This window comes from Streptomyces sp. NPDC048001 (assembly GCF_043203115.1).
Lineage (GTDB): Bacteria > Actinomycetota > Actinomycetes > Streptomycetales > Streptomycetaceae > Streptomyces > Streptomyces sanyensis.
Window position 1 is genome coordinate 129,362 of record NZ_JBIDBN010000006.1, and the last position, 18,824, is coordinate 148,185.

The following is an 18,824-nucleotide window of genomic DNA, read 5'->3' on the forward strand; positions in this document are numbered from 1 at the left end:
GATTCACCTCCCGCCACCTGAATCGCCCACGGCGGTCCACGCCTGCTCCACACACGATGATCCGAAGCGGGACACAGGCGATTCAGAGTGAGACAGACCCAACGGCGAAGGGGTGCCCCTGGATCGGGACACCCCTTCTGATCAGCACGTTCTCTGACCTGCAAGCGGTGGGTGTGGGATTTGAACCCACGGTGGCTTGCGCCACGACGGTTTTCAAGACCGTTCCCTTAGGCCGCTCGGGCAACCCACCCGCGCCCCGCCTCACCTGCTGCGGAGCGGGCTACAGCCTACCGGCTGGACGCCTCGTGCAGGGAAGTCTGACCACAGGTTGACCACGGCGGCCGTAGCTGACCACGGAGGCGGCTTCCAGGAGTCTGCCACGCGCCGGACGAGCCTCGGAGTCAGGACGCCTGCGCGCCGTCCTCGCGACGCGCGGAGGGCAGCAGGAGGTCCCGCTCGGGGTGCTGCTCGCCGGAGACGCTGCCATCCACGCCGAGGTCGACGCGAGCCGGCTCGTGGAAGGCGTTGATCGCCGAGGCTCTGGCCGACATCACTCCGGCGCTTACGACGAGCCGGACGGGAGCGCCGGAGGCCAGGACGGTCCGCCTGTCCCTGCGAAGCCGGGCATTCCAGATGGTCAGGGATGACAAGGGCGAGTGGACGCCGAGGAAGGACGTCCATGAGCCGCCGGAGGAGGTCGCTGCCGCGCGACTGGATCGCGGCGAACTCGCTCAAGGTCGAGGACCTGGCCGCGCCGGGCAAGCTCCGCCCCGCGCTCAAGGCGATCTCGCTCACGCTGAAGGGCAAGAAGGGGGCTCTGCGTATCGCTCTGGATCAGGGCCGGTGTCGACCCGGCCGAAGCCGGCCGCCGGGCCGGCCACAGCCTCACGGTCCTCTTCCGCTTCTACGCCAAGATCCTGCGAGGCCGGCAGCACAAGGCGAACGAGCTCATTGATGTCGCAGCTTTGTACATCTCTACCGAAGACTTGCCACTGATCACGCACGGCAACGGAAAGCCGCCGCTTCCCGGTGCGGGGAAAGTCGTTGCACCCTCCATGACCTGAGGTTCGCTTGAGCTGGCTCAGCACCAGTGAAGCCACGTGCGACCCAGGCGCGTGATCCGCATCACCTGGTGATTGCGTCTCTCAACGGAGCGCGGTAGGAACAGCGCACACAGATCACCCAGAGCCTTCTTCTTCCCATCGCTCAGGGTGACGGGTTGCGGCTCCCTGACCAGGAGCCATCTCAACTCACCTACAAGACGGGGGACACATGAACCGCATCGCAATGCGCACCGCGCTGCCTCTCATAACCGCCGGCGCCGTTCTGCTCGCAGGAGCCGGCGCAAGCGCCGCCGCTCCGGTGGACGAGCCGACTCCGGCCGAGGGCGCGGAGATCGTCCTGGACGACGGACGTGTCGTCGGCGTCGGCGTCGGCGTCGGCGTCGGCGTCGGCGTCGGCGTCGGCGACACGGTCACCTTCACGTTCGAAGGTGAAGAGCCCAAGGAGAGGAAAGGGGACATGGGTGCGGCGGCCTGCCCGGAGGTGAACCATCGGCCGACGTACACCGTCAAGGGGTCGCCGTACTTCACGGTCGACAAGAAGAAGCCGCGGGCTCCGCGGAAGGGCGACATGTCGATCGGACGGCAGAACTCATGAGGCGGGTCAGTGGTGCGGCTGGCAGGGCCGTACGGCGACTCTCCGTCGCGCTGTCCGTCACGACGCTGCTCGGTGCAGGGGCGTGCAGCCCGAGCGGGCAGTCCGGATCGCCTTCGCAGAGCCCGAGCGCGATGGAGTCGACCCCGACGGCTCCGGACACAGCCGCCGCCGAAGCCGCAAAGTCTGTGCTGGACAGGGGCATTGTCGCCATGGAGTCCATCGGCAGCGGGTCCGGCGGGCTGGAGCGGCAGTTCGGCAACACGCATCCCGCCACGCCGGACGACGTGCTGAGCGTGTCGTTCGCGTTCACCTGCACGGGTGGCGCCACGGTGGCGCTGACGTTCACCACCGCGGACAAGGACGTGCCCTCGGCTGCGGGGACCCAGGTGTGTGACGGCTCCATCTTCCAGCGCAGCATCGACACCTCCAAGCCAGGTCCTCTCGAATTCTCGGCCGCCCTCACCGGTTCCGAGGTCGGCGGTTACGCCTACGCCTACTACGCCGAGAAGAAGCAGCTTCCCTAGCCGGGTAGGTCGGCAGACAGGTACGGCCCCCTGAGCCCCCGCCACGAGCGGGGGCTCAGCCGAGCCCGAACCGGGCACACCGGCAGGCACCGTCACCGATCACGGATCGGCTGACCACAGGTTGACCACCACGTCGTTGGGCGGCTCGGGCAACCCACCCGCGCCCGGCCCGCCGGGCCGGAGCGGGCTGCAGGCCGCCCGGCCGCGTGGGGTGGCCGAAGGGGTCAGCGGTCGCCCTTGCGTTCGCCGAGGGTCAGTTCGGCCGTGCGCTCCTTGCCGTCGCGCTCGTAGGTGAGGGTCACCCGGTCACCCGGCTTGTGGGTCCAGATCTCGCTGATGAGCGTCGGACCGCTGTCCACGGGCTCGCCGTCGAAGCCGGTGATGACGTCGCCGGGCCGGAGGCCCGCCTCGGCCGCGGGGCCGTCGGGGGTGACCGGCGCGGTGCCGCCCGCGCCCTCCTGCGCGATGCGGGCCCCGTCGCCCTGGCCCGACATGTCGACGGTGGCGCCGATCACGGGGTAGACGGGTGTGCCGGTCCTGATGAGCTGCTGGGCGACGGTCGTCGCCTGGTTGATGGGGATGGCGAAGCCGAGGCCGATGGAGCCCGCCTGGGACTGGCCGAAGCCGTTGCCCGCCGACTGGATGGCCGAGTTGATGCCGATGACCGCCCCGCCGGAGTCGAGGAGCGGGCCGCCGGAGTTGCCGGGGTTGATGGAGGCGTCGGTCTGCAGCGCGCTCATGTAGGAGTTCTTGCCGCTGGAGCCGTCGCCGGAGGCGACCGGGCGGTTCTTGGCGCTGATGATGCCGGTGGTGACGGTGTTCGACAGTCCGAAGGGCGCGCCGATCGCGATGGTGGAGTCGCCGACGGCGACCTTGTCCGAGTCGCCCAGCGGCAGCGGGACCAGCCCGGCGGGCGCGTTCTTGAGCTTGAGGACCGCCACGTCGTAGCCCTGGGCCCGGCCGACGACCTCGGCGTCGTAGGTCTTGCCGTCGGAGAAGGTCGCGGAGAGCGTGCCGCCGTCGGCCGCGGACTCCACCACGTGGTTGTTGGTGAGGATGTGGCCTTCCTTGTCGTAGACGAAGCCGGTTCCGGTACCGGCCTCGCCTCCGGGACCGCCGCCCGCCGCGGCCTCGATGGTCACCACGCTGGGCAGGGCCTTGCCCGCCACGGCGGCGACGCTGCCGGGCTCGCGCTCCAGGGAGCGGGGGGCGGCGGCGGAGACGGTGGTGGAGCCGCCGTCGCTGCGTTCGGCGGCCCAGTAGCCGATGCCGCCGCCGACGCCGCCCGCGACGAGCGCGGCGACCAGGACGGCGGCGACCAGACCGCCCGGGCGGCGGCGGGGCGCGGGGGTGGCGGCGGGCGCGCCCCACACGGGCCCGCCGCCACCCCCGCCGTGCCCGGGGAGCCCGGCGGGCGGCGGCCAGCCGGCGCCGCCCGCCTGGTGCGGGGCACCGGTCGGGGCCGGTGCGGGGGCGCTCGTCGGGTACGCGGGGTGGGGAGGCGGCGTCGCCGTGCCGTCGGGCCCGGGCACGGGCGCGGCGTGGTCCCCGTGGGCCCCGGGCACGGGCTCCGGGCCGGGTGCGGCCGGGTCCGCGGGGGCCTGGCCCGCCGGGGAGCCGGGGGCGGGGGGTGTCGCGGGAGCATTCTCCGGCCGAGGCGGTACGGACGGGGCTGCCGGTTCCGTGCTGCCCTCGTTCTCGCTGCTCACAGCTCTCTCTCCTCAGATTCCACATCGGTCTACGGCTCGGCCCGCGCCGGCGGACGGGCTCCGGTGCCGGACGGGGCACGTTGAGCACATGTCCGCCGACCAGCCTTTCCCACCGCACGTCAGGCCACTGTAAGCAGGACCTGTGCGTATCGCGGCAATCCTTTACTTCCGGCGAAACGCCCGCATCTCCGGGAGGTCCGGAGGCCGGGGCCGGGCGGCTGCCGGATCCCCTGCTCCGCCTGCCCCGTTCCGGTGACACCATGACGCCGTGACCTCAGCACCTCAGCCCCGCCGGAGCCAGTCCGGGATCCAGGTCGTCGCCCACCGGGGCGCGTCCGAGGACGCCCCGGAGCACACCCTCGCCGCGTACCGCAAGGCGATCGAGGACGGGGCGGACGCCCTCGAGTGCGATGTGCGGCTCACCGCGGACGGGCATCTCGTCTGCGTCCACGACCGCCGGGTCGACCGGACGTCCAACGGCCGCGGCGCCGTCTCGGCACTGGAACTCGCCGACCTCGCGGCCCTGGACTTCGGCTCCTGGAAGGACGCCCCGGAGAGCCCCGACTGGAAGGACCCCTCGCTCACCTCGGTGCTGACCCTGGAGCGGCTGCTGGAGCTGGTCTCCGACGCGGGGCGCCGGGTGGATCTCGCGATCGAGACGAAGCACCCGACCCGCTGGGCCGGTCAGGTGGAGGAGCGCCTGCTGACGCTGCTGGGCCGCTTCGGGCTGGCGGCGCCGCCCTCACCGGAGGAGTCCCCGGTGCGGATCATGAGCTTCTCCGCGCGGTCGCTGCACCGGGTGGCGGCCGCGGCGCCGGCCGTGCCCACGGTCTACCTGATGCAGTTCGCCACGCCCCGGGTGCGCGACGGCCGGCTGCCCGCGGGCTCCCGTATCGCCGGCCCGGGGATCCGCATGGTCCGCAGTCACCCGGGCGTGGTGGAGCGGCTGCGGCGGGCGGGGCACGCGGTGCACGTGTGGACGGTGAACGAGCCCGAGGACGTGGAGCTGTGCGTCGACCTCGGGGTGGAGGCGATCATCACCAACCGCCCGGGCACGGTCCTGTCCCAGCTGGGCCGCAGCTGACCTGATCACGGGGAGTGCACCGGCGCATTCACTGCGTGGTCACGCATGTCGAATGCGTCACGCCTGCGTGCTTGGCCGGTTTCCGGCGCGGTCCGGGAGGGCATCCACACCGTGGCGTGGGGCAAAGGAGGTCTCGGGGGTGGCGTTGGTGGTGGCACAGGAGGTGCCCACGTCGTCGAGCATGGCCGTGCCCCACGGCCCTGCCGGCGTAGGGCGGGCACGGCGCCGGATGCGTGAGCAGTTGCTCCTCGGCGGTGTATCCGACTCGGTCGTCGACGATGCGGTTCTCGTCCTGTCCGAGCTCTTGAGCAACGCCTGCCGGCACGGCAGGCCGCTGGGGGCCGAGGACGCGGGCGAGGGCGATGTGATGGCCGCCTGGCGCGTCGACGGGACGGGCGGGCTCACGGTGGAGGTGACGGACGGGGGAGGGCCGACCCGCCCCGTCCCGTCGACGCCCTCGGTGACGGCGCGCGGCGGCCGCGGGCTGAACATCATCTCGGCGCTGGCCCGGGAGTGGGGCGTGCGGGACGGCCTGGGGGGCGAGGTCACCGTCTGGGTGGTCCTGGCGGCGGGCCACCGCCGGGAGGACTTCGCGACACGGGTGGGCAGTCCGTCCTTCGGCTTCGCGGACGCCTTCGACGACCTCTGACCGCCCGTGGCGCCCGGTCCCGGGCCGGGACGCGCCCGGGGCGCCGACCGCGAGCGGCCGAGGGGCGTGCTCGCGGGCACGCGGGCGATCGGCCGGGGAGCGGCCCGCGGGGTGCTCCCGCGCGCGCTGCCCGGTAGTGCGCCCCGGGCGCGGCGGCATGCGGCTAGGCTCGCGCCGACACCGCACCGCCGCAATCGGGAGATAGCCACACCATGGCCAAGAAGCGCCCCCAGACGAAGGCGACGAAGCCTCGGACCACGGCCGGGGCACGCTCCGCAGGAGCGAACGGGCCCGTGCCCGTCGTGGGCGCCCGCGAGCCCTGCCCCTGCGGCTCGGGCCGCCGCTACAAGGCGTGCCACGGGCGCGCCGCGAGCCACTCCGTGACCGAGCTGGTCCAGCGCCCCTTCGAGGGCCTGGCCGGGGAGTGCGATTGGGTGGCGCTGCGCGAACTGGTGCCCGCCGCGACCGTGCGGCTGGCGCTGAAGGACGGGCTGCCCGAGGGAGTGCCCTCCGTGACCCTGGCGACGGTCCTGCCGATGGCCTGGCCCGCACTGCGCCGGGACGACGGTTCCGTGCTGCTCGGCCTCCAGAACGACACGCCTTCCGGCGACCTCAGCCGCGATCTCGCCGCCACCCTGACCAGGGCGCTGGCGGCCGAGCCGGGGACGCCGGTGACCGGCGGCCGTGCCGAGGAGGGCGCGGCGCGGCTGCAGGACCTGCTGGACCCCGAGGCGCCCTTCGAGCCGACGGTGCACTCCGGCTTCGAGTTCTGGGTGCCGGACTCCTCCGAGCAGGCATCCTCGGAGGTGGCCGCCTCCCTGGAGCGGGCGAACGCCGCGGCGATCCCGACCGTGAAGCTCGCCGGGGTGGACTCCGCCTACTGGTGCGAGACCCCGGAGAAGAACCACCTGCGCTGGGTCATGCCGCACCCGGAGGAGCGCCTGCTGGACGCGCTGGCGCGGCTGCACGCCGCCGGTGCGTCCTCGCTCGGGGAGGGCACCCGGCTGGTCGGCTCCTTCCGTGCGCACGGCCTGGTCGTCCCCGTGTGGGACCTGCCGACCGGGATGGGCGCCGAGGACTGCGAGAAGCCCGCGGCGGAGTTCGCCGAGCGGCTGGCGGCGGCGCTGGCCGAGGACACCCCGCTGACGGCGGAGGAGCGCCGGGCCCGCGGCGGTCTCACCAACCGCCAGGTCACCCTGAGCTGAGCACGGCACGGCCCGGGAGGCGCGGGTGACACCAGTCACAACTCGTCCTCCGCGAAGGTAAATCCCTGTCCGAATACAAGAGATCGAATTTGCGGAACGCAGATCTCTTGTTACCGTTCTGGAAGCCCGGTCGCTGGTGCATCCCCCGTCGCCAGCGACCGGGCGTTTCCATTTCCCGCGCGCAACGGTCGCCCCAACACCCGCCGGACCGCGGTGAGTTGCTCCCGGCGCCTCGCAGCAGCCGACCCCGTCGAACTCCGGGGCGGTGAACTCCGCAAGCAGTCGGTAAGGGCCGGGCGGCGACCGCCCGTATTCCGCGGCGGAGGGTCGGGGCAGGCCGATCGACGCGGTTCCCCGCACGGCGGCGGGCCGTCGCCGTGCATGTGGCATCCGCGCGGTCCGGCAGGGCCTCGCGGTGCCGTGGCCGACGCGGAGCCCCGGCCGCTCCCGGGCGGCGAGTTCCGGCCCACATCGCCCCACCGCGCGGTCCGTGGAGGCCGTCCGGCCTCGGGTACCATCCGCCGCCCTTCCCGCCGGGCGGGCCGGCGGCGCGGACGCGCGGACCCGCCGACGACGTCGTCGCCTGACCGGGCCTGACCAGCGCCGGCGGCGCATACGCGCGGACCCGCCGGGCGCATGCGAGGCCCGCGCGCGGACCCGCCGCCGGGGCATCGGCGGCCGGCCCGGGCTCCAGGGCGGCCGGCCCCGGGGTACGTGCCCGGGGCCCTGCGGGAGGCCGGGCCGGGAACCCGGGGCCGGCCCCCGCTCAGTGGGCGAGCCGGCTGCCCTCGCCCGGCTCCGGCGGGTGGACCTGACCTCCCGGCGGCCGGAGGGTGTCCCCTTCGGCAGGCCCTCCCTCCTCCACGCTGGCCTCGACCAGGGCGTCGATGACGGCCTCCACGTCGGGCAGCCAGGGTGTGGCGGAGCCCGGCAGGGGAGCACGCTCCCAGCGCACGGCCCCCGAACCCGTGAGCGACGGCGGGAGGGCGAGGTAGCCGCCCTCGCCGTGGAAGCGCAGCGAGCCGGGTACGCAGTCCTTGGCGTAGAGCAGCTCCCCGAGACGCTCCAGGCCGTAGGGGGCGACCAGCAGGGACCACCGCTCGGGGGTGGCCACGACCGGCCCGAGGCGCAGGTCGAGTTCGTCCAGTACGGCCAGCGCGCGGGCCGCGGCGACCGCGGGCAGGCTCACCGCGCAGGGGGCACGGCCTCCGGTGGCCAGGATCACCGGGGCGGTCGGCCGGTTGCCCCACCACCAGCGGATCATCCGTTCGTCGGTGGTGGCCGCGAGGAGTCCGGGGTCGAAGGGATGTGCGCCGGGTACGGCGCACTCGGGGTCGGGGCAGGCGCAGTCGCGCCCGCCGTCCCCGACGAAGTCGTCGTCCGGGTCCGCCGCGGTGCTCCGTTCCGCACCCGGCAGGACGGGCCAGCCCCAGGCGACGGCGCTGGTGAGCGCCGCGTCGAGCTGGTCGGGTCCCTTCTGCGGGCGGTGCCGAAGCCTGCGTCGCCTTCCGAGGATCTCGCGCATGTGCGCTCGTTCCTTTCCGTTGAACGCCGGGTCCACATCACTACACGTGCATGAATTCACTGTGCGTACACATGCGCACTGATCGGCGTGCCGCCCCCGGTACCGCGGGGCTCGGGCCACCCGGTCCACCGGCGGCGGGGGTGCCGCCCGGGCCGAACGTCGGCTGAGGTCCATGGAACGCGCGGTGAGGGGTGGCTCCCGGCGTGTGCGTCCGGAACGGAACGCTCCCGTCGGGTCGCGGATGGGGCACGGCCCCCGACCGTCGAGGACGCCTGTGCCCGCCGTCAGGTTCCGGGGCGGACCAACTGCCCCTCGCCGTCACCGTCTACGTACACGTACCCAGCACGCTTGCCATGACGCTTCCCCGGGATGAGAGCCCGGGATCCCCCTGTCGAACGCCCTCAGTCGACCGCAGACATCGCCCATCAGGTGCATTTTTCAGCCAAGTTAGCAGCCTCACGAACACCATCAAACCCACCGGGGCAATGCTGGACATCACCTTGCGACTGCGTGTAGATGTGGATGCATAGGTAGCGGCGCAGATGGACCTAGGGGTTTGCGATGCTATTCAGCGAAACGCTCCTGCCGGAAAGCCGGCGGCGATGAACGCCCCACACCGACCGAATGTGGCCGGAATCAGCTCCATGGTGCCCTCCCCCTCGCAGACTTCCGCACCCCTCCCCCCGCTCCCCGCCGACCCTCCCCCCGGCGCCCTGATCCAGGACCGCCTGGCCGGCTGGGTCTCCGACCTGACGACACTCCACGAACTCACCGAGCGGCTGGCGCGGACGGGCTCGGTGGACGGCGCGCTGGAGGAACTGCTGAACGCGGGGGCGGCCCTGGCCGGCGCCCGCCGCGGCCTGGTCGTCCTGGAGCCGCCCAGGGACCCGGCCCTCGACGGCTCGCTCCCTCCCGAGACGGGCCGCACCCTGACCAGGGGCCTCGGGCTCAGCCGCGCCGACCTCGGGCACATCGAGACGGTGCCGCGCGAGGCCACCGCGTACGGCGCGATGCTGGACCGGGGCCGCACGACCCGCACGGTCCCGGAGCCGGTGGCCCACCCGGACCTGCTCTCCGAGGACCTCCACCCCCGGCAGCGCGAGGTGGCACGGCGCCTCGGCTACGCGGCCAGCTACACGGCCCCCCTGGCCGGCGAGGAGTCGGGCACGCTCGGCGCGGCCGTGTGGCTCTACGACGAGCCCGCCGAGCCCGTCGAGCGGCAGGTGCACCTCATCGGCCTCTACATGAGGTACGCCACCGGGCACCTGGCCCGCCTGCTCGAACTGGAGCGGGCCCGCGCCACCGTGGCCGCGGTCGCCGACGGGCTGCTGCCCGGTCGGCTGCCCCGGGTGCCGGGGGTGTCCCTCGCCGTCCGGCACCGGGCGGGCGAGCAGGGCGGCGGCGACTGGTACGACGCCCTGCCGCTGCCCGACGGGGCGCTGGGCCTCGCCGTCGGTTCGGTCGGCGGCTCCGATCCGAGCGCGCTCGCCGCGATGGGCCGCCTCCGCGCCTCGCTGCGAGCCTACGCCGTGATGGAGGGGGAGGACCCGGTCGCCGTCCTGTCCGACCTGGAGCTGCTGCTGCGGCTGACGGAGCCCGCCCGTACGGCGACCGCGCTGTTCGCCTACGCGGAGCCCGCGGCACGCAGGATCGTTCTGGCGAGCGCGGGCCACACCCCGCCGCTGGTCGTCGGCGACCGGCGGGCCGCGTTCGTCGAGACCTCCCTCTCGGCCCCGCTGGGGATGCTGGCCTGCTGGGAGGCGCCCAGCGTGGAGCTGTCCCCGGCACCCGGAGAAACGGTGCTGCTCTACACGGACGGGCTGCTGCGGCGCACCGGGGAGCCCATGGACCGGGCCTTCGCGCGGCTCCACGCGGCGGCGGCGGGCGCACCGCGGCCCGTGCGGGAGGACCCGTCGGCCCTTGTCGACCACGTGATGGACGCGCTCCTCCCGGAAGGGGGCGGCGGGACCGGCGGAGCGCAGGAGGCCGTGCTGCTCGCCGCCCGTTTCGACTGATTCCTCACAGTCGCCCGGACCGTGCGAGGCCGTCTTCCCCCCGCACATACGATGGAACCGTCCCCCCGGTGAGCGGAACCCCGCCACCGGGAGGCCCCGAGTCGTATCGCGAGCGGCCCCAAGGCCGAGGAGGCAGACGTGGCGGAGGAGCTCACCCCGGAGACCCCGGAAGAAGAGCAGCCGATCAAGCAGCGCAAGAACGGCCTGTACCCGGGCGTGTCCGACGAGCTGGCCGAGAACATGACCCAGGGCTGGGCCGACACCGAGCTGCGCGACCTGGAGCCCGTCGCCCAGGCCGGCCACGCGGCGGCCCGGCGCGCGGCGCTCTCCGCACGCTTCCCCGGTGAGCGCCTGGTGGTCCCCGCGGGCAACCTGAAGACCCGCTCCAACGACACCGAGTACAGCTTCCGCGCCTCCACCGAGTACGCCTACCTCACCGGCGACCAGACCGAGGACGGCGTGCTCGTCCTGGAGCCCACCGCGGACGGCCACGAGGCGACCGTGCACCTGCTGCCCCGGTCCGACCGGGAGAACGGCGAGTTCTGGCTGTCCGGCCAGGGCGAGCTGTGGGTGGGCCGCCGCCACTCGCTGGCCGAGGCCGAGCAGCTGCTCGGCCTGCCCGCGCGGGACGTCCGCGAGCTGCCGGAGGCCCTGCGGGAGGCGACCGGCCCGGTCCGCGTGGTCCGCGGCCACGACGCCGGGATCGAGGCCGCCCTCACCGACAAGGTGACCGCCGAGCGCGACGAGGAGCTGCGCGTCGTCCTCTCCGAGGCCCGGCTGGTGAAGGACGACTTCGAGATCGGCGAGCTGCAGAGGGCCTGCGACTCGACGGCCCGCGGCTTCGAGGACGTCGTCAGGGTGCTCGACAAGGCGCAGGCCACCAGCGAGCGCTATATCGAGGGCACCTTCTTCCTGCGCGCCCGCGTCGAGGGCAACGACGTCGGCTACGGCTCGATCTGCGCCTCCGGCCCGCACGCCACCACGCTGCACTGGGTGCGCAACGACGGCCCGGTGCGCTCCGGCGACCTGCTGCTGCTCGACGCGGGCGTGGAGACCACCACGCTCTACACGGCGGACGTCACCCGCACGCTGCCGGTCAACGGCCGCTACACCGACCTCCAGCGGAAGATCTACGACGCGGTCTACGAGGCCCAGGAGGCCGGGATCGCCGCCGTGCGGCCCGGCGCCAAGTACCGCGACTTCCACGACGCCGCCCAGCGGGTGCTGGCCGCGAGGCTCGTCGAGTGGGGCCTGGTCGAGGGCCCGGTCGAGCGCGTCCTGGAGCTCGGCCTCCAGCGCCGCTGGACGCTGCACGGCACCGGTCACATGCTCGGCATGGACGTCCACGACTGCGCCGCGGCCCGCACCGAGGCCTATGTGGACAGCACGCTGGAGCCCGGCATGTGCCTGACCGTCGAGCCCGGTCTGTACTTCCAGGCGGACGACCTGACCGTGCCCGAGGAGTACCGGGGCATCGGCGTCCGCATCGAGGACGACATCCTGGTGACCGAGGACGGCAACCGGAACCTCTCGGCGGCGCTGCCCCGCCGCTCCGACGAGGTCGAGGCGTGGATGGCCGCGCTCCAGGGCTGACCGCCGGGAAGCGCACGAGGCGGCGGGCCCCCGCCCCCGGGGACGGTCCCGGGGGCGCGCCCCCGCGGCTCAGACCACCGCCAGCGGGGCGCCCTCCCGCCAGGTGAGGAGCTTGTCGAAGCTGACCACGGCCCCCCGCCCCGGGCCGGTGCGGACCTGGACGTGGTCGGCCAGCTGCGCGATGAGGCCGAGGCCCCGGCCGCTCTCCGCGTCGGCCGGCGCCCGGTGCCCGAAGGGGCCGTGCGGGCCGTGCGGGGAAACGCTCCGCGGCGTGAAACCGGGCCCCGAGTCCGCCACCTCGATACGGCACCTCTCGCCGTCCAGGTAGGCCGTCACCCGGAACTCCTCCGGGCCCTGCGAACCGGGCGTCCCGCCGCCGTGCTCGACCGCGTTGGCACAGGCCTCGGTGAGCGCGACGGACAGGTCGTGGCAGACCTCGGGGTCGACGCCGGCGGTCTCCATGGTGCCCAGGAACAGCCGGCGGGCCAGCGGGACGCTGGCGGCATCACGCCGCAGGCACAGGGACCACCAGATGCTCATGCTCCAGCCTCCTGATCGCGGCTCGACATACCGATACGTATTGCCCGAACCCCCCGCCGGTACGCCCGCAAAGACGGCGGCGGCGCCCGTTCGGCGGGCGGGCGGCGGGGGGTTCGGACGGTGCCGGGCGCCCGCCCCGCCCCGCGTTCCCGGCGGCCGGGCCCGGGGCGAGGCGGCACGGACCGGGTAACGGCCCGGACTCGGCAAACCGGATCTTTGGGACCTGCCGTACGGGGCCCGCGGGGCCAGTGGGATGATGACCCGGCCATGTCCTCCACGTCCGTCGTGCACCGCGCACGCACCGGGGTCGGTCTCCGGCTGCTGAGGGCCGCGGTCTTCGCCGCGGTCTGCGTCGTGCTGTCCGGGACGGGACATGCGCTGGCCGCCTGCGAGGGCGTGCCGGCCTGGGCCCTGGCCGGGGGTTTCGCGGGCGTCTTCGCGCTGGTCCTGCCCTTCGCGGGGCGGCAGCGCTCGCTGCCCGCCATCGCCCTGGTGCTCACCGGCGGGCAGCTGAGCCTGCACGGCCTGTTCGGGGCCGCCCAGACCCGGTTGCACCTCGCCCCGACGGCGGACGACGCACTGATCAGGGTCGCCGCCAAGCTGGTGTGCGGGGGCACTCCCGCCTCCCTCACCCCGGCCGACGCCCGGCGCATCGTGACCACGGCCGGCTTCGATCCGGCGGACGCCGTGCACGGCGCCCACGCCGCCGGAACGGCCGCCGCGGAGGGGCAACTGCCCTCGCTCGCCATGCTGCTCGCCCATCTGCTGGCCGCCGTGGCCACGGGGCTGCTCATGCGGCGCGGCGACCGGGCGCTGGTCCGCCTGATGCTGCTCTCCGCCGACTCGGCGCAGGAGCTGGCCGAGGCGGCCCGGCTGCGCTCGCTGCGGGCCGCGCTGACGCTCGTCGCGGCGCTGTGCGCGGGTGCCACCGGCACGGCTCCGGCCCCCTCCCTCGCGCCCCCCGCGCAGGGCCCCCCGCCCGCGGCCCGCGGCGCGGAACTCCAGCACACGGTGATCAGGCGCGGGCCCCCGCCCGCCTTCGCACTCGTCGCCTGAACGCGGCCCGCTCGACGGGAGCGGAGCCGCCGTGCCCTCGCGCGTCCGCGCGCGGCACATCCCGCCTTCTCCCCACCGTGGAGTGCTCTTCCGTGAACGTTTCCCGTATCGCCGCCACCGCCACCGCCGCCGCCGTCTCCGTCCTCGCCCTCTCCGGCACGGCCTTCGCGCACGTCACCGTCCAGCCGCAGGGCGAGGCCGCCAAGGGCGGCTACGCCACCGTCAACTTCAAGGTCCCCAACGAGCGGGACCAGGCCTCGACCGTCAAGCTCGAGGTCTCCATGCCCGCCGAGCACCCGCTGTCCTCGGTGACGCCGCAGGCCGTGCCCGGCTGGAAGGTCGAGATCACCAAGGAGACCCTCGACAAGCCGCTGGAGGTGCACGGCAAGCAGATCACCGAGGCCGTCACCAAGGTCACCTGGACCTCCGACGGCTCGAAGATCGAGCCCGGCTACTTCCAGCAGTTCCCGGTGTCCCTGGGCCGCCTCCCCGAGGACGCGGACCAGCTGGTCTTCAAGGCCGTCCAGACCTACGACAACAAGGAGGTCGTCCGCTGGATCGAGGCCCCGGTCGAGGGCGGCGAGGAGCCCGAGGCCCCCGCCCCGGTCCTGGCCCTGTCCGCCGCCACCGGCGACCACCACGGCGGCGGCTCCGCGGACACCGCCGCGCACGACGAGCAGGACGGGAAGGACGGCTCGCACGGCGCCGAGGCGGAGCAGGCCGCCGCCGCGGGTGACACCAGCGACCCGACCGCCCGGATCCTCGGCGGCGTCGGCATCGCCGTCGGCGCCGCCGGCGTGGCCTTCGGCGTCCTCGCCGGCCGCCGCCGCGCCTGAAGCCCCCTCACCCACGACGGGACACTCGCACCATGCGCAAGAAGTACCTGCCGGCGGCCGCGTTCCTCGCGGCCGCCGCGCTGGCCCTGACCGCCTGCTCGACGGGCGGTACCGACGACTCCGGCACGGGCTCCGCCTTCGAGGTCTCGGCGCAGCCGAAGACCGAGGCGGCGACCGTGCTGGACGCGCCGTACACCAAGCCCGACCTCGTCCTCACCGACACCCGCGGCGAGAGCTTCGACCTGCGGGAGCGGACCAAGGGCAGGCCGACCCTGATCTACTTCGGCTACACCCACTGCCCCGACGTCTGCCCGCTGACGATGAGCAACCTCGCCATCGCCGTGAAGCAGCTCCCCGAGGCCGACCGGGACCGGCTCCAGGTCGTCTTCGTGACCACCGACCCCGAGCGGGACACCGCCGAGGAGCTCGCCACGTGGCTGCCGAGCGCGGGCGACCCCTCCTTCATCGGCCTCACCGGCGACTTCGAGACCATCCAGGCCGGGGCACGGGAGCTGCACATCGGCATCGACCCGCCGAAGAAGAACCCCGACGGCACCGTCGAGTCGATGCACGGCGCCCAGGTCATCGCCTTCTCCCCGAAGACCGACCAGGGCTACGTGTTCTACGGCGAGGACACCGACGCGGACACCTGGGCGAAGGACCTGCCCAAGCTGGTGAAGGGGGAGAAGCCGTGAGGCGCATACCCCGCCGCACCGCCGCCGCACTGGCCGCCGCGGTGGCGGCCCCGCTGCTCCTCGCGGGCTGCGGCTCCTCCGCGGCCCCCGAGCTCACGGTGAGCGGCGCCTTCATGCCGCAGCCCGTCTCGGACATGGCCGCCGGCTTCCTCACCGTCGAGAACACCGGCGGTGCCGGGGACCGGCTCACCTCGGTCACCAGCGGCATCTCGGACGAGGTGAGCATCCACCGCACCGAGGGCGGGCGGATGACGGAGGTGGCGTCCTTCGACATCCCGGCCGAGGGCTCCCTGGACCTCGAACGCGGCGGCAACCACATCATGTTCATGGCTCTGAAGGAGCGGCCCGAGGAGGGCGACACGGTCTCCGTGGAGCTGCACTTCGAGAAGTCGGACCCGATCACCGTGGACGTCCCCGTCAAGGCGGCGACCCACGACCCGGAGCACTGAGACGTGAGTGAGGGACTGATCGCATGACGACCACCACCACCGCCCCGCGTCCCGTGCGGCGGGCCGTACGCCTGCTGCTCGCGGCAGCCGTGCTGCTGTCCGCGGCCCTCGGCACCCTGCTCGCGGGCGCCGCCCCGGCGGCCGCGCACGCGGCCCTGCTGGCGAGCGACCCGGCGGACGGGGCGGTGGTGGCCACCGCTCCCGCGGAGGTCACGCTCACCTTCTCCGAGAAGATCGCCGTGGGCGACGACTCCATCCGCGTCCTCGAACCGAGCGGCAAGCGCGCCGACACCGACGAGATCCGCGAACTCGGCACGGACGGCGGCGTGGTGTACGGGGTGACGCTGCACCCCGGTCTGCCGGACGGCACCTACACGGTGGCGTGGCAGGGCGTGTCGGCGGACAGCCACCCCGTCGCCGGGGCCTTCACCTTCTCCATCGGCGCGCCCTCGCAGACCACCGTCGCCCTCCCCGCCCAGGAGGCCGGCGGCGGGCTCGTCGGCACGCTGTACGACCTAGCGCGGTACGCGGCCTACGCCGGCTTCACGGTGCTCGCCGGCGGCGGCGCGTTCGTGCTGCTGTGCTGGCGGCGCGGGGCGGCGGAGCGGCCGGTCCAGCGGCTCGTCGTGCGCGGGTGGATCACCGCCACCGCGGCCACCCTCGTGATGCTGCTGCTGCGCGCCCCCTACACGGGCGGCGGCGGCCTCGCGGACGTCTTCGACCTCGCCGCCCTCGGCGACGTGCTGGACACCAAGACCGGTGCGGCGCTCGTCTCCCGGCTGCTGCTGCTCGGGGCCGCGGCGCTGTTCGTCGCCGTGCTCTTCGGCGCGTACGCCCGGGCCTCGGCGGAGGGCGCCGACGGCGCACAGGGCCCGGCGGCACAGGACGGGCCGGGCACCGACGCCCGCCGGGACCTGACCTTCGGCCTCGCCATGGGCGGCGGTGTCCTCGCCGCCGGGATCGCGGGCACCTGGGCGCTGTCCGAGCACGCCTCGACGGGAATCCAGCCGGGCGTGGCCATGCCGGTGGACGTACTGCACCTGCTGGCCGTCGCCGCGTGGCTGGGCGGCCTGGCCGCACTGCTCACCGCGCTGTACCGCACCCCCTCGATCGAGCGGGAGGCGGTACGGCGCTTCTCCACGGTGGCCTTCGCCTCGGTGGCGGTGCTCGCCGCCACCGGGCTCTACCAGTCGTGGCGGCAGGTCGGCTCCTGGTCGGCCCTCACCGGGACGCGCTACGGACAGCTGCTGCTCGTGAAGGTGGCCCTGGTGGCTGTCCTGGTGGCCGTCGCCTGGTTCTCCCGGCGCTGGACGCAGCGGCTCACGGACCCCCGGCCGGACACCGGCGCGAAGGGCACCGCAGGCATGAGCGCCCCGGGCAAGACCTCCGGCAAGGGCACCCCGGGCAAGGGCACCGGCAAGGGCGGGCGCTCCGGGGGCGCGGCCGCCGGGGACGGCACCCCCCCGGCCGAGGCCCGGCGCGCGGCGCAGCTGGAGCGCCAGCGCGCCGCCGTCGCGGCCGCCGCCCGCAAGCGCGTCCGCGACGCGGACGCCGAGCGCAGCGGACTGCGCCGCTCCGTGCTGGTGGAGGCCGGGGTGGCGGCGGTCCTGCTGGCGGTGACCACGGCGCTCACCTCCACCGAGCCGGGCCGGACCCAGGAGGCCGCCGCGGCCTCCGGTGTCCAGGCCGCCCCCGCCGCACCGGCCGGGCCCACCGAGGTCGAGCTTCCCTTCGACACCGGCGGCGAGGGGGGCGAGGGAACGGTGCGCCTCACCCTGGACCCGGCCCGGGCGGGGTCCAACGAGATGCACGTCTGGGCCGTGACCCCCGACGGGAAGCCGCTGGACGCCCCCGAGCTGAAGGTGTCCTTCACGCTCAAGGCCAAGGAGATCGGCCCGCTGCCGATCACGCCGGACCAGCTCTCGGCCGGGCACTGGAGCGCGGGCAGCGTGCAGATCCCCATGCCGGGCGACTGGCAGATCAAGGTCACCGTGCGGACCTCCGACATCGACCAGACCACCGTCGACGAGACCATCGAGATCGGCTGAACCACCCGTGAGCGACACAGACATCTCCAGGCGGCGCCTGCTCGGCACCGCGGGCGCCGCCGGTGCGGCCGGACTCGTCCTCGGTGCCGGGGGCGGCGCGCTGGGCCATGCCGCGGCCGCCGGCTCCCCGACGGCGCTGAGCACCGTGGGCTCCACCTCGGTGGCCTTCCACGGCGAGCACCAGGCGGGCATCACCGACCGCCAGCAGTCCCACGGCCGTCTCGCCGCCTTCGATCTCGCCCCCGGGGCGGGGCGCAGGGAGGCGGCGGCGCTGATGCGGCGCTGGTCGGCGCTGGCCGCCGAGCTGATGGCCGGCCGGCCCGCCGGGGACGGCGACACGGGTGTCGCGCTGGACGCCGGTCCGTGCTCGCTCACCGTCACCTTCGGGTTCGGCCGCAGCTTCTTCGACCGCACCGGGCTCACGGCAGCCCGCCCCGAGCAGCTCGACCCGCTGCCGGTGTTCTCCGCGGACCGCATCGACCCCAAGCGCTCGGAGGGCGACCTGTGGGTCCAGATCGGGGCCGACGACGCCCTGGTCGCCTTCCACGCGCTGCACGCGATCCGCCGGGCGGCCGGGCAGGCGGCGGGGCCGCGCTGGGAGATGGGCGGGTTCAACCGCTCCCCGGGGGCCACCGGGCAGCCGATGACGGCGCGCAACCTGATGGGTCAGATCGACGGCACGGGCAACCCGAAGCCCTCCGAACCCGACTTCCGGCAGCGGGTCTTCGTCCCGCGGGACACCGAGCACGCCTGGATGGCGGGCGGTTCGTACGCCGTGGTCCGCAGGATCCGGATGCTCCTCGACGACTGGGAGCGGCTCGCCCCGGACGCGCAGGAGAAGGTCATCGGGCGACGCAAGTCGGACGGTGCTCCGCTCACCGGCGGCACCGAGACGACCGAGCCCGACCTGGAGGCGGTGGGCCCGGACGGCTCGCTCGTCATCCCCGCCAACGCCCACGCCCGGATCTCCGCGCCGGAGCAGAACGGCGGTGCGGCGATGCTGCGGCGGCCCTTCTCGTACCACGACGGGCCCGGGGAGGACGGCGCCCCGGACGCGGGGCTGCTGTTCGTGTGCTGGCAGGCCGATCCGCTCCGGGGTTTCGTCCCGGTGCAGCGCAAGCTGGACCGGGGCGACGCGCTCTCGGCGTTCATCCGGCACGAGGCCAGCGGGCTGTTCGCCGTGCCGCCCGGCGCGGCGGAGGGCGAGTACGTGGGGCAGCGGCTGCTGGAGGGCTGA

At 74.3% G+C, this 18,824-nt stretch carries 17 protein-coding genes and 1 tRNA gene; 13 read left to right on the forward strand and 5 right to left on the reverse strand.

Annotated features, from left to right (window positions below; all coding sequences use genetic code 11):
- Positions 1 to 165 precede the first annotated feature (165 nt).
- Both ACGF15_RS12895 and ACGF15_RS12900 read right to left on the reverse strand, forming a co-directional pair.
- Positions 166 to 250: transfer RNA gene (locus ACGF15_RS12895), tRNA-Ser, on the reverse strand.
- Positions 251 to 401: 151 nt separating this feature from the next.
- Positions 402 to 551, reverse strand: a complete 150-nt coding sequence (locus ACGF15_RS12900; RefSeq protein ID WP_345612336.1) for a hypothetical protein — start codon at positions 549 to 551, stop codon at positions 402 to 404.
- 721 nt (positions 552 to 1,272) lie between these two features.
- Here ACGF15_RS12900 and ACGF15_RS12905 point away from each other — a divergent pair.
- Both ACGF15_RS12905 and ACGF15_RS12910 read left to right on the forward strand, forming a co-directional pair.
- On the forward strand, positions 1,273 to 1,659 hold the full coding sequence (locus ACGF15_RS12905) for a hypothetical protein (RefSeq protein WP_392798504.1): 387 nt from the start codon (positions 1,273 to 1,275) through the stop codon (positions 1,657 to 1,659).
- A 209-nt stretch (positions 1,660 to 1,868) separates the two neighbouring features.
- A complete protein-coding gene (locus tag ACGF15_RS12910; RefSeq protein WP_392798507.1) occupies positions 1,869 to 2,183 on the forward strand; it encodes a hypothetical protein in 315 nt (104 codons plus the stop codon).
- 224 nt (positions 2,184 to 2,407) lie between these two features.
- On the opposite strand, the gene ACGF15_RS12915 is transcribed toward ACGF15_RS12910, so the two are convergent.
- Complete coding sequence (locus ACGF15_RS12915; protein ID WP_392798510.1) at positions 2,408 to 3,892, reverse strand: S1C family serine protease; 1,485 nt, start codon at positions 3,890 to 3,892, stop codon at positions 2,408 to 2,410.
- Positions 3,893 to 4,160: 268 nt separating this feature from the next.
- On the opposite strand from ACGF15_RS12915, the gene ACGF15_RS12920 reads away from it, so the two are divergent.
- The 3 genes from ACGF15_RS12920 to ACGF15_RS12930 all read left to right on the forward strand — a co-directional run bounded on the left by ACGF15_RS12920 (position 4,161) and on the right by ACGF15_RS12930 (position 6,830).
- Positions 4,161 to 4,976, forward strand: a complete 816-nt coding sequence (locus ACGF15_RS12920; RefSeq protein WP_345612326.1) for a glycerophosphodiester phosphodiesterase — start codon at positions 4,161 to 4,163, stop codon at positions 4,974 to 4,976.
- Between the two features lie 52 nt (positions 4,977 to 5,028).
- Positions 5,029 to 5,625 carry an ATP-binding protein gene (locus tag ACGF15_RS12925; protein WP_392798513.1) on the forward strand — a complete coding sequence of 199 codons (597 nt, stop codon included), beginning with the start codon at positions 5,029 to 5,031 and terminating at the stop codon, positions 5,623 to 5,625.
- A gap of 212 nt (positions 5,626 to 5,837) precedes the next feature.
- On the forward strand, positions 5,838 to 6,830 hold the full coding sequence (locus tag ACGF15_RS12930; protein ID WP_345612321.1) for a DUF5926 family protein: 993 nt from the start codon (positions 5,838 to 5,840) through the stop codon (positions 6,828 to 6,830).
- Between the two features lie 766 nt (positions 6,831 to 7,596).
- Here the strand turns inward: ACGF15_RS12930 and ACGF15_RS12935 are convergent.
- The gene (locus ACGF15_RS12935) at positions 7,597 to 8,355 is read right to left on the reverse strand and encodes a bifunctional DNA primase/polymerase (RefSeq protein ID WP_345612319.1); all 759 of its coding nucleotides are present in this window, start codon (positions 8,353 to 8,355) and stop codon (positions 7,597 to 7,599) included.
- Between the two features lie 542 nt (positions 8,356 to 8,897).
- Between ACGF15_RS12935 and ACGF15_RS12940 the strand changes: the two genes are divergently transcribed.
- Complete coding sequence (locus ACGF15_RS12940; RefSeq protein WP_392798516.1) at positions 8,898 to 10,370, forward strand: PP2C family protein-serine/threonine phosphatase; 1,473 nt, start codon at positions 8,898 to 8,900, stop codon at positions 10,368 to 10,370.
- A 138-nt stretch (positions 10,371 to 10,508) separates the two neighbouring features.
- On the forward strand, positions 10,509 to 11,963 hold the full coding sequence (locus ACGF15_RS12945) for an aminopeptidase P family protein (RefSeq protein WP_345612314.1): 1,455 nt from the start codon (positions 10,509 to 10,511) through the stop codon (positions 11,961 to 11,963).
- 69 nt (positions 11,964 to 12,032) lie between these two features.
- Here the strand turns inward: ACGF15_RS12945 and ACGF15_RS12950 are convergent, their stop codons facing one another.
- Positions 12,033 to 12,503 (reverse strand): ATP-binding protein, encoded by a 471-nt coding sequence (locus ACGF15_RS12950; protein ID WP_392798519.1) that lies wholly within the window; start codon positions 12,501 to 12,503, stop codon positions 12,033 to 12,035.
- A gap of 267 nt (positions 12,504 to 12,770) precedes the next feature.
- Between ACGF15_RS12950 and ACGF15_RS12955 the strand changes: the two genes are divergently transcribed.
- The 6 genes from ACGF15_RS12955 (at position 12,771) to efeB (ending at position 18,824) form a co-directional block, all read left to right on the forward strand.
- Positions 12,771 to 13,559 (forward strand): hypothetical protein, encoded by a 789-nt coding sequence (locus ACGF15_RS12955; protein ID WP_392798522.1) that lies wholly within the window; start codon positions 12,771 to 12,773, stop codon positions 13,557 to 13,559.
- Between the two features lie 92 nt (positions 13,560 to 13,651).
- Entirely contained in the window at positions 13,652 to 14,395 is a 744-nt protein-coding gene (locus ACGF15_RS12960) for a YcnI family protein (RefSeq protein ID WP_392798525.1), read from the forward strand.
- 32 nt (positions 14,396 to 14,427) lie between these two features.
- Complete coding sequence (locus ACGF15_RS12965; RefSeq protein ID WP_392798528.1) at positions 14,428 to 15,090, forward strand: SCO family protein; 663 nt, start codon at positions 14,428 to 14,430, stop codon at positions 15,088 to 15,090.
- Between the two features lie 5 nt (positions 15,091 to 15,095).
- Positions 15,096 to 15,539 carry a copper chaperone PCu(A)C gene (locus ACGF15_RS12970; protein WP_345612501.1) on the forward strand — a complete coding sequence of 148 codons (444 nt, stop codon included), beginning with the start codon at positions 15,096 to 15,098 and terminating at the stop codon, positions 15,537 to 15,539.
- Positions 15,540 to 15,562: 23 nt separating this feature from the next.
- Positions 15,563 to 17,587: a copper resistance protein CopC gene (locus tag ACGF15_RS12975; protein WP_392798530.1), complete on the forward strand. Its 2,025-nt coding sequence runs from the start codon at positions 15,563 to 15,565 to the stop codon at positions 17,585 to 17,587.
- 7 nt (positions 17,588 to 17,594) lie between these two features.
- Entirely contained in the window at positions 17,595 to 18,824 is a 1,230-nt protein-coding gene (efeB, locus tag ACGF15_RS12980) for an iron uptake transporter deferrochelatase/peroxidase subunit (protein WP_345612302.1), read from the forward strand.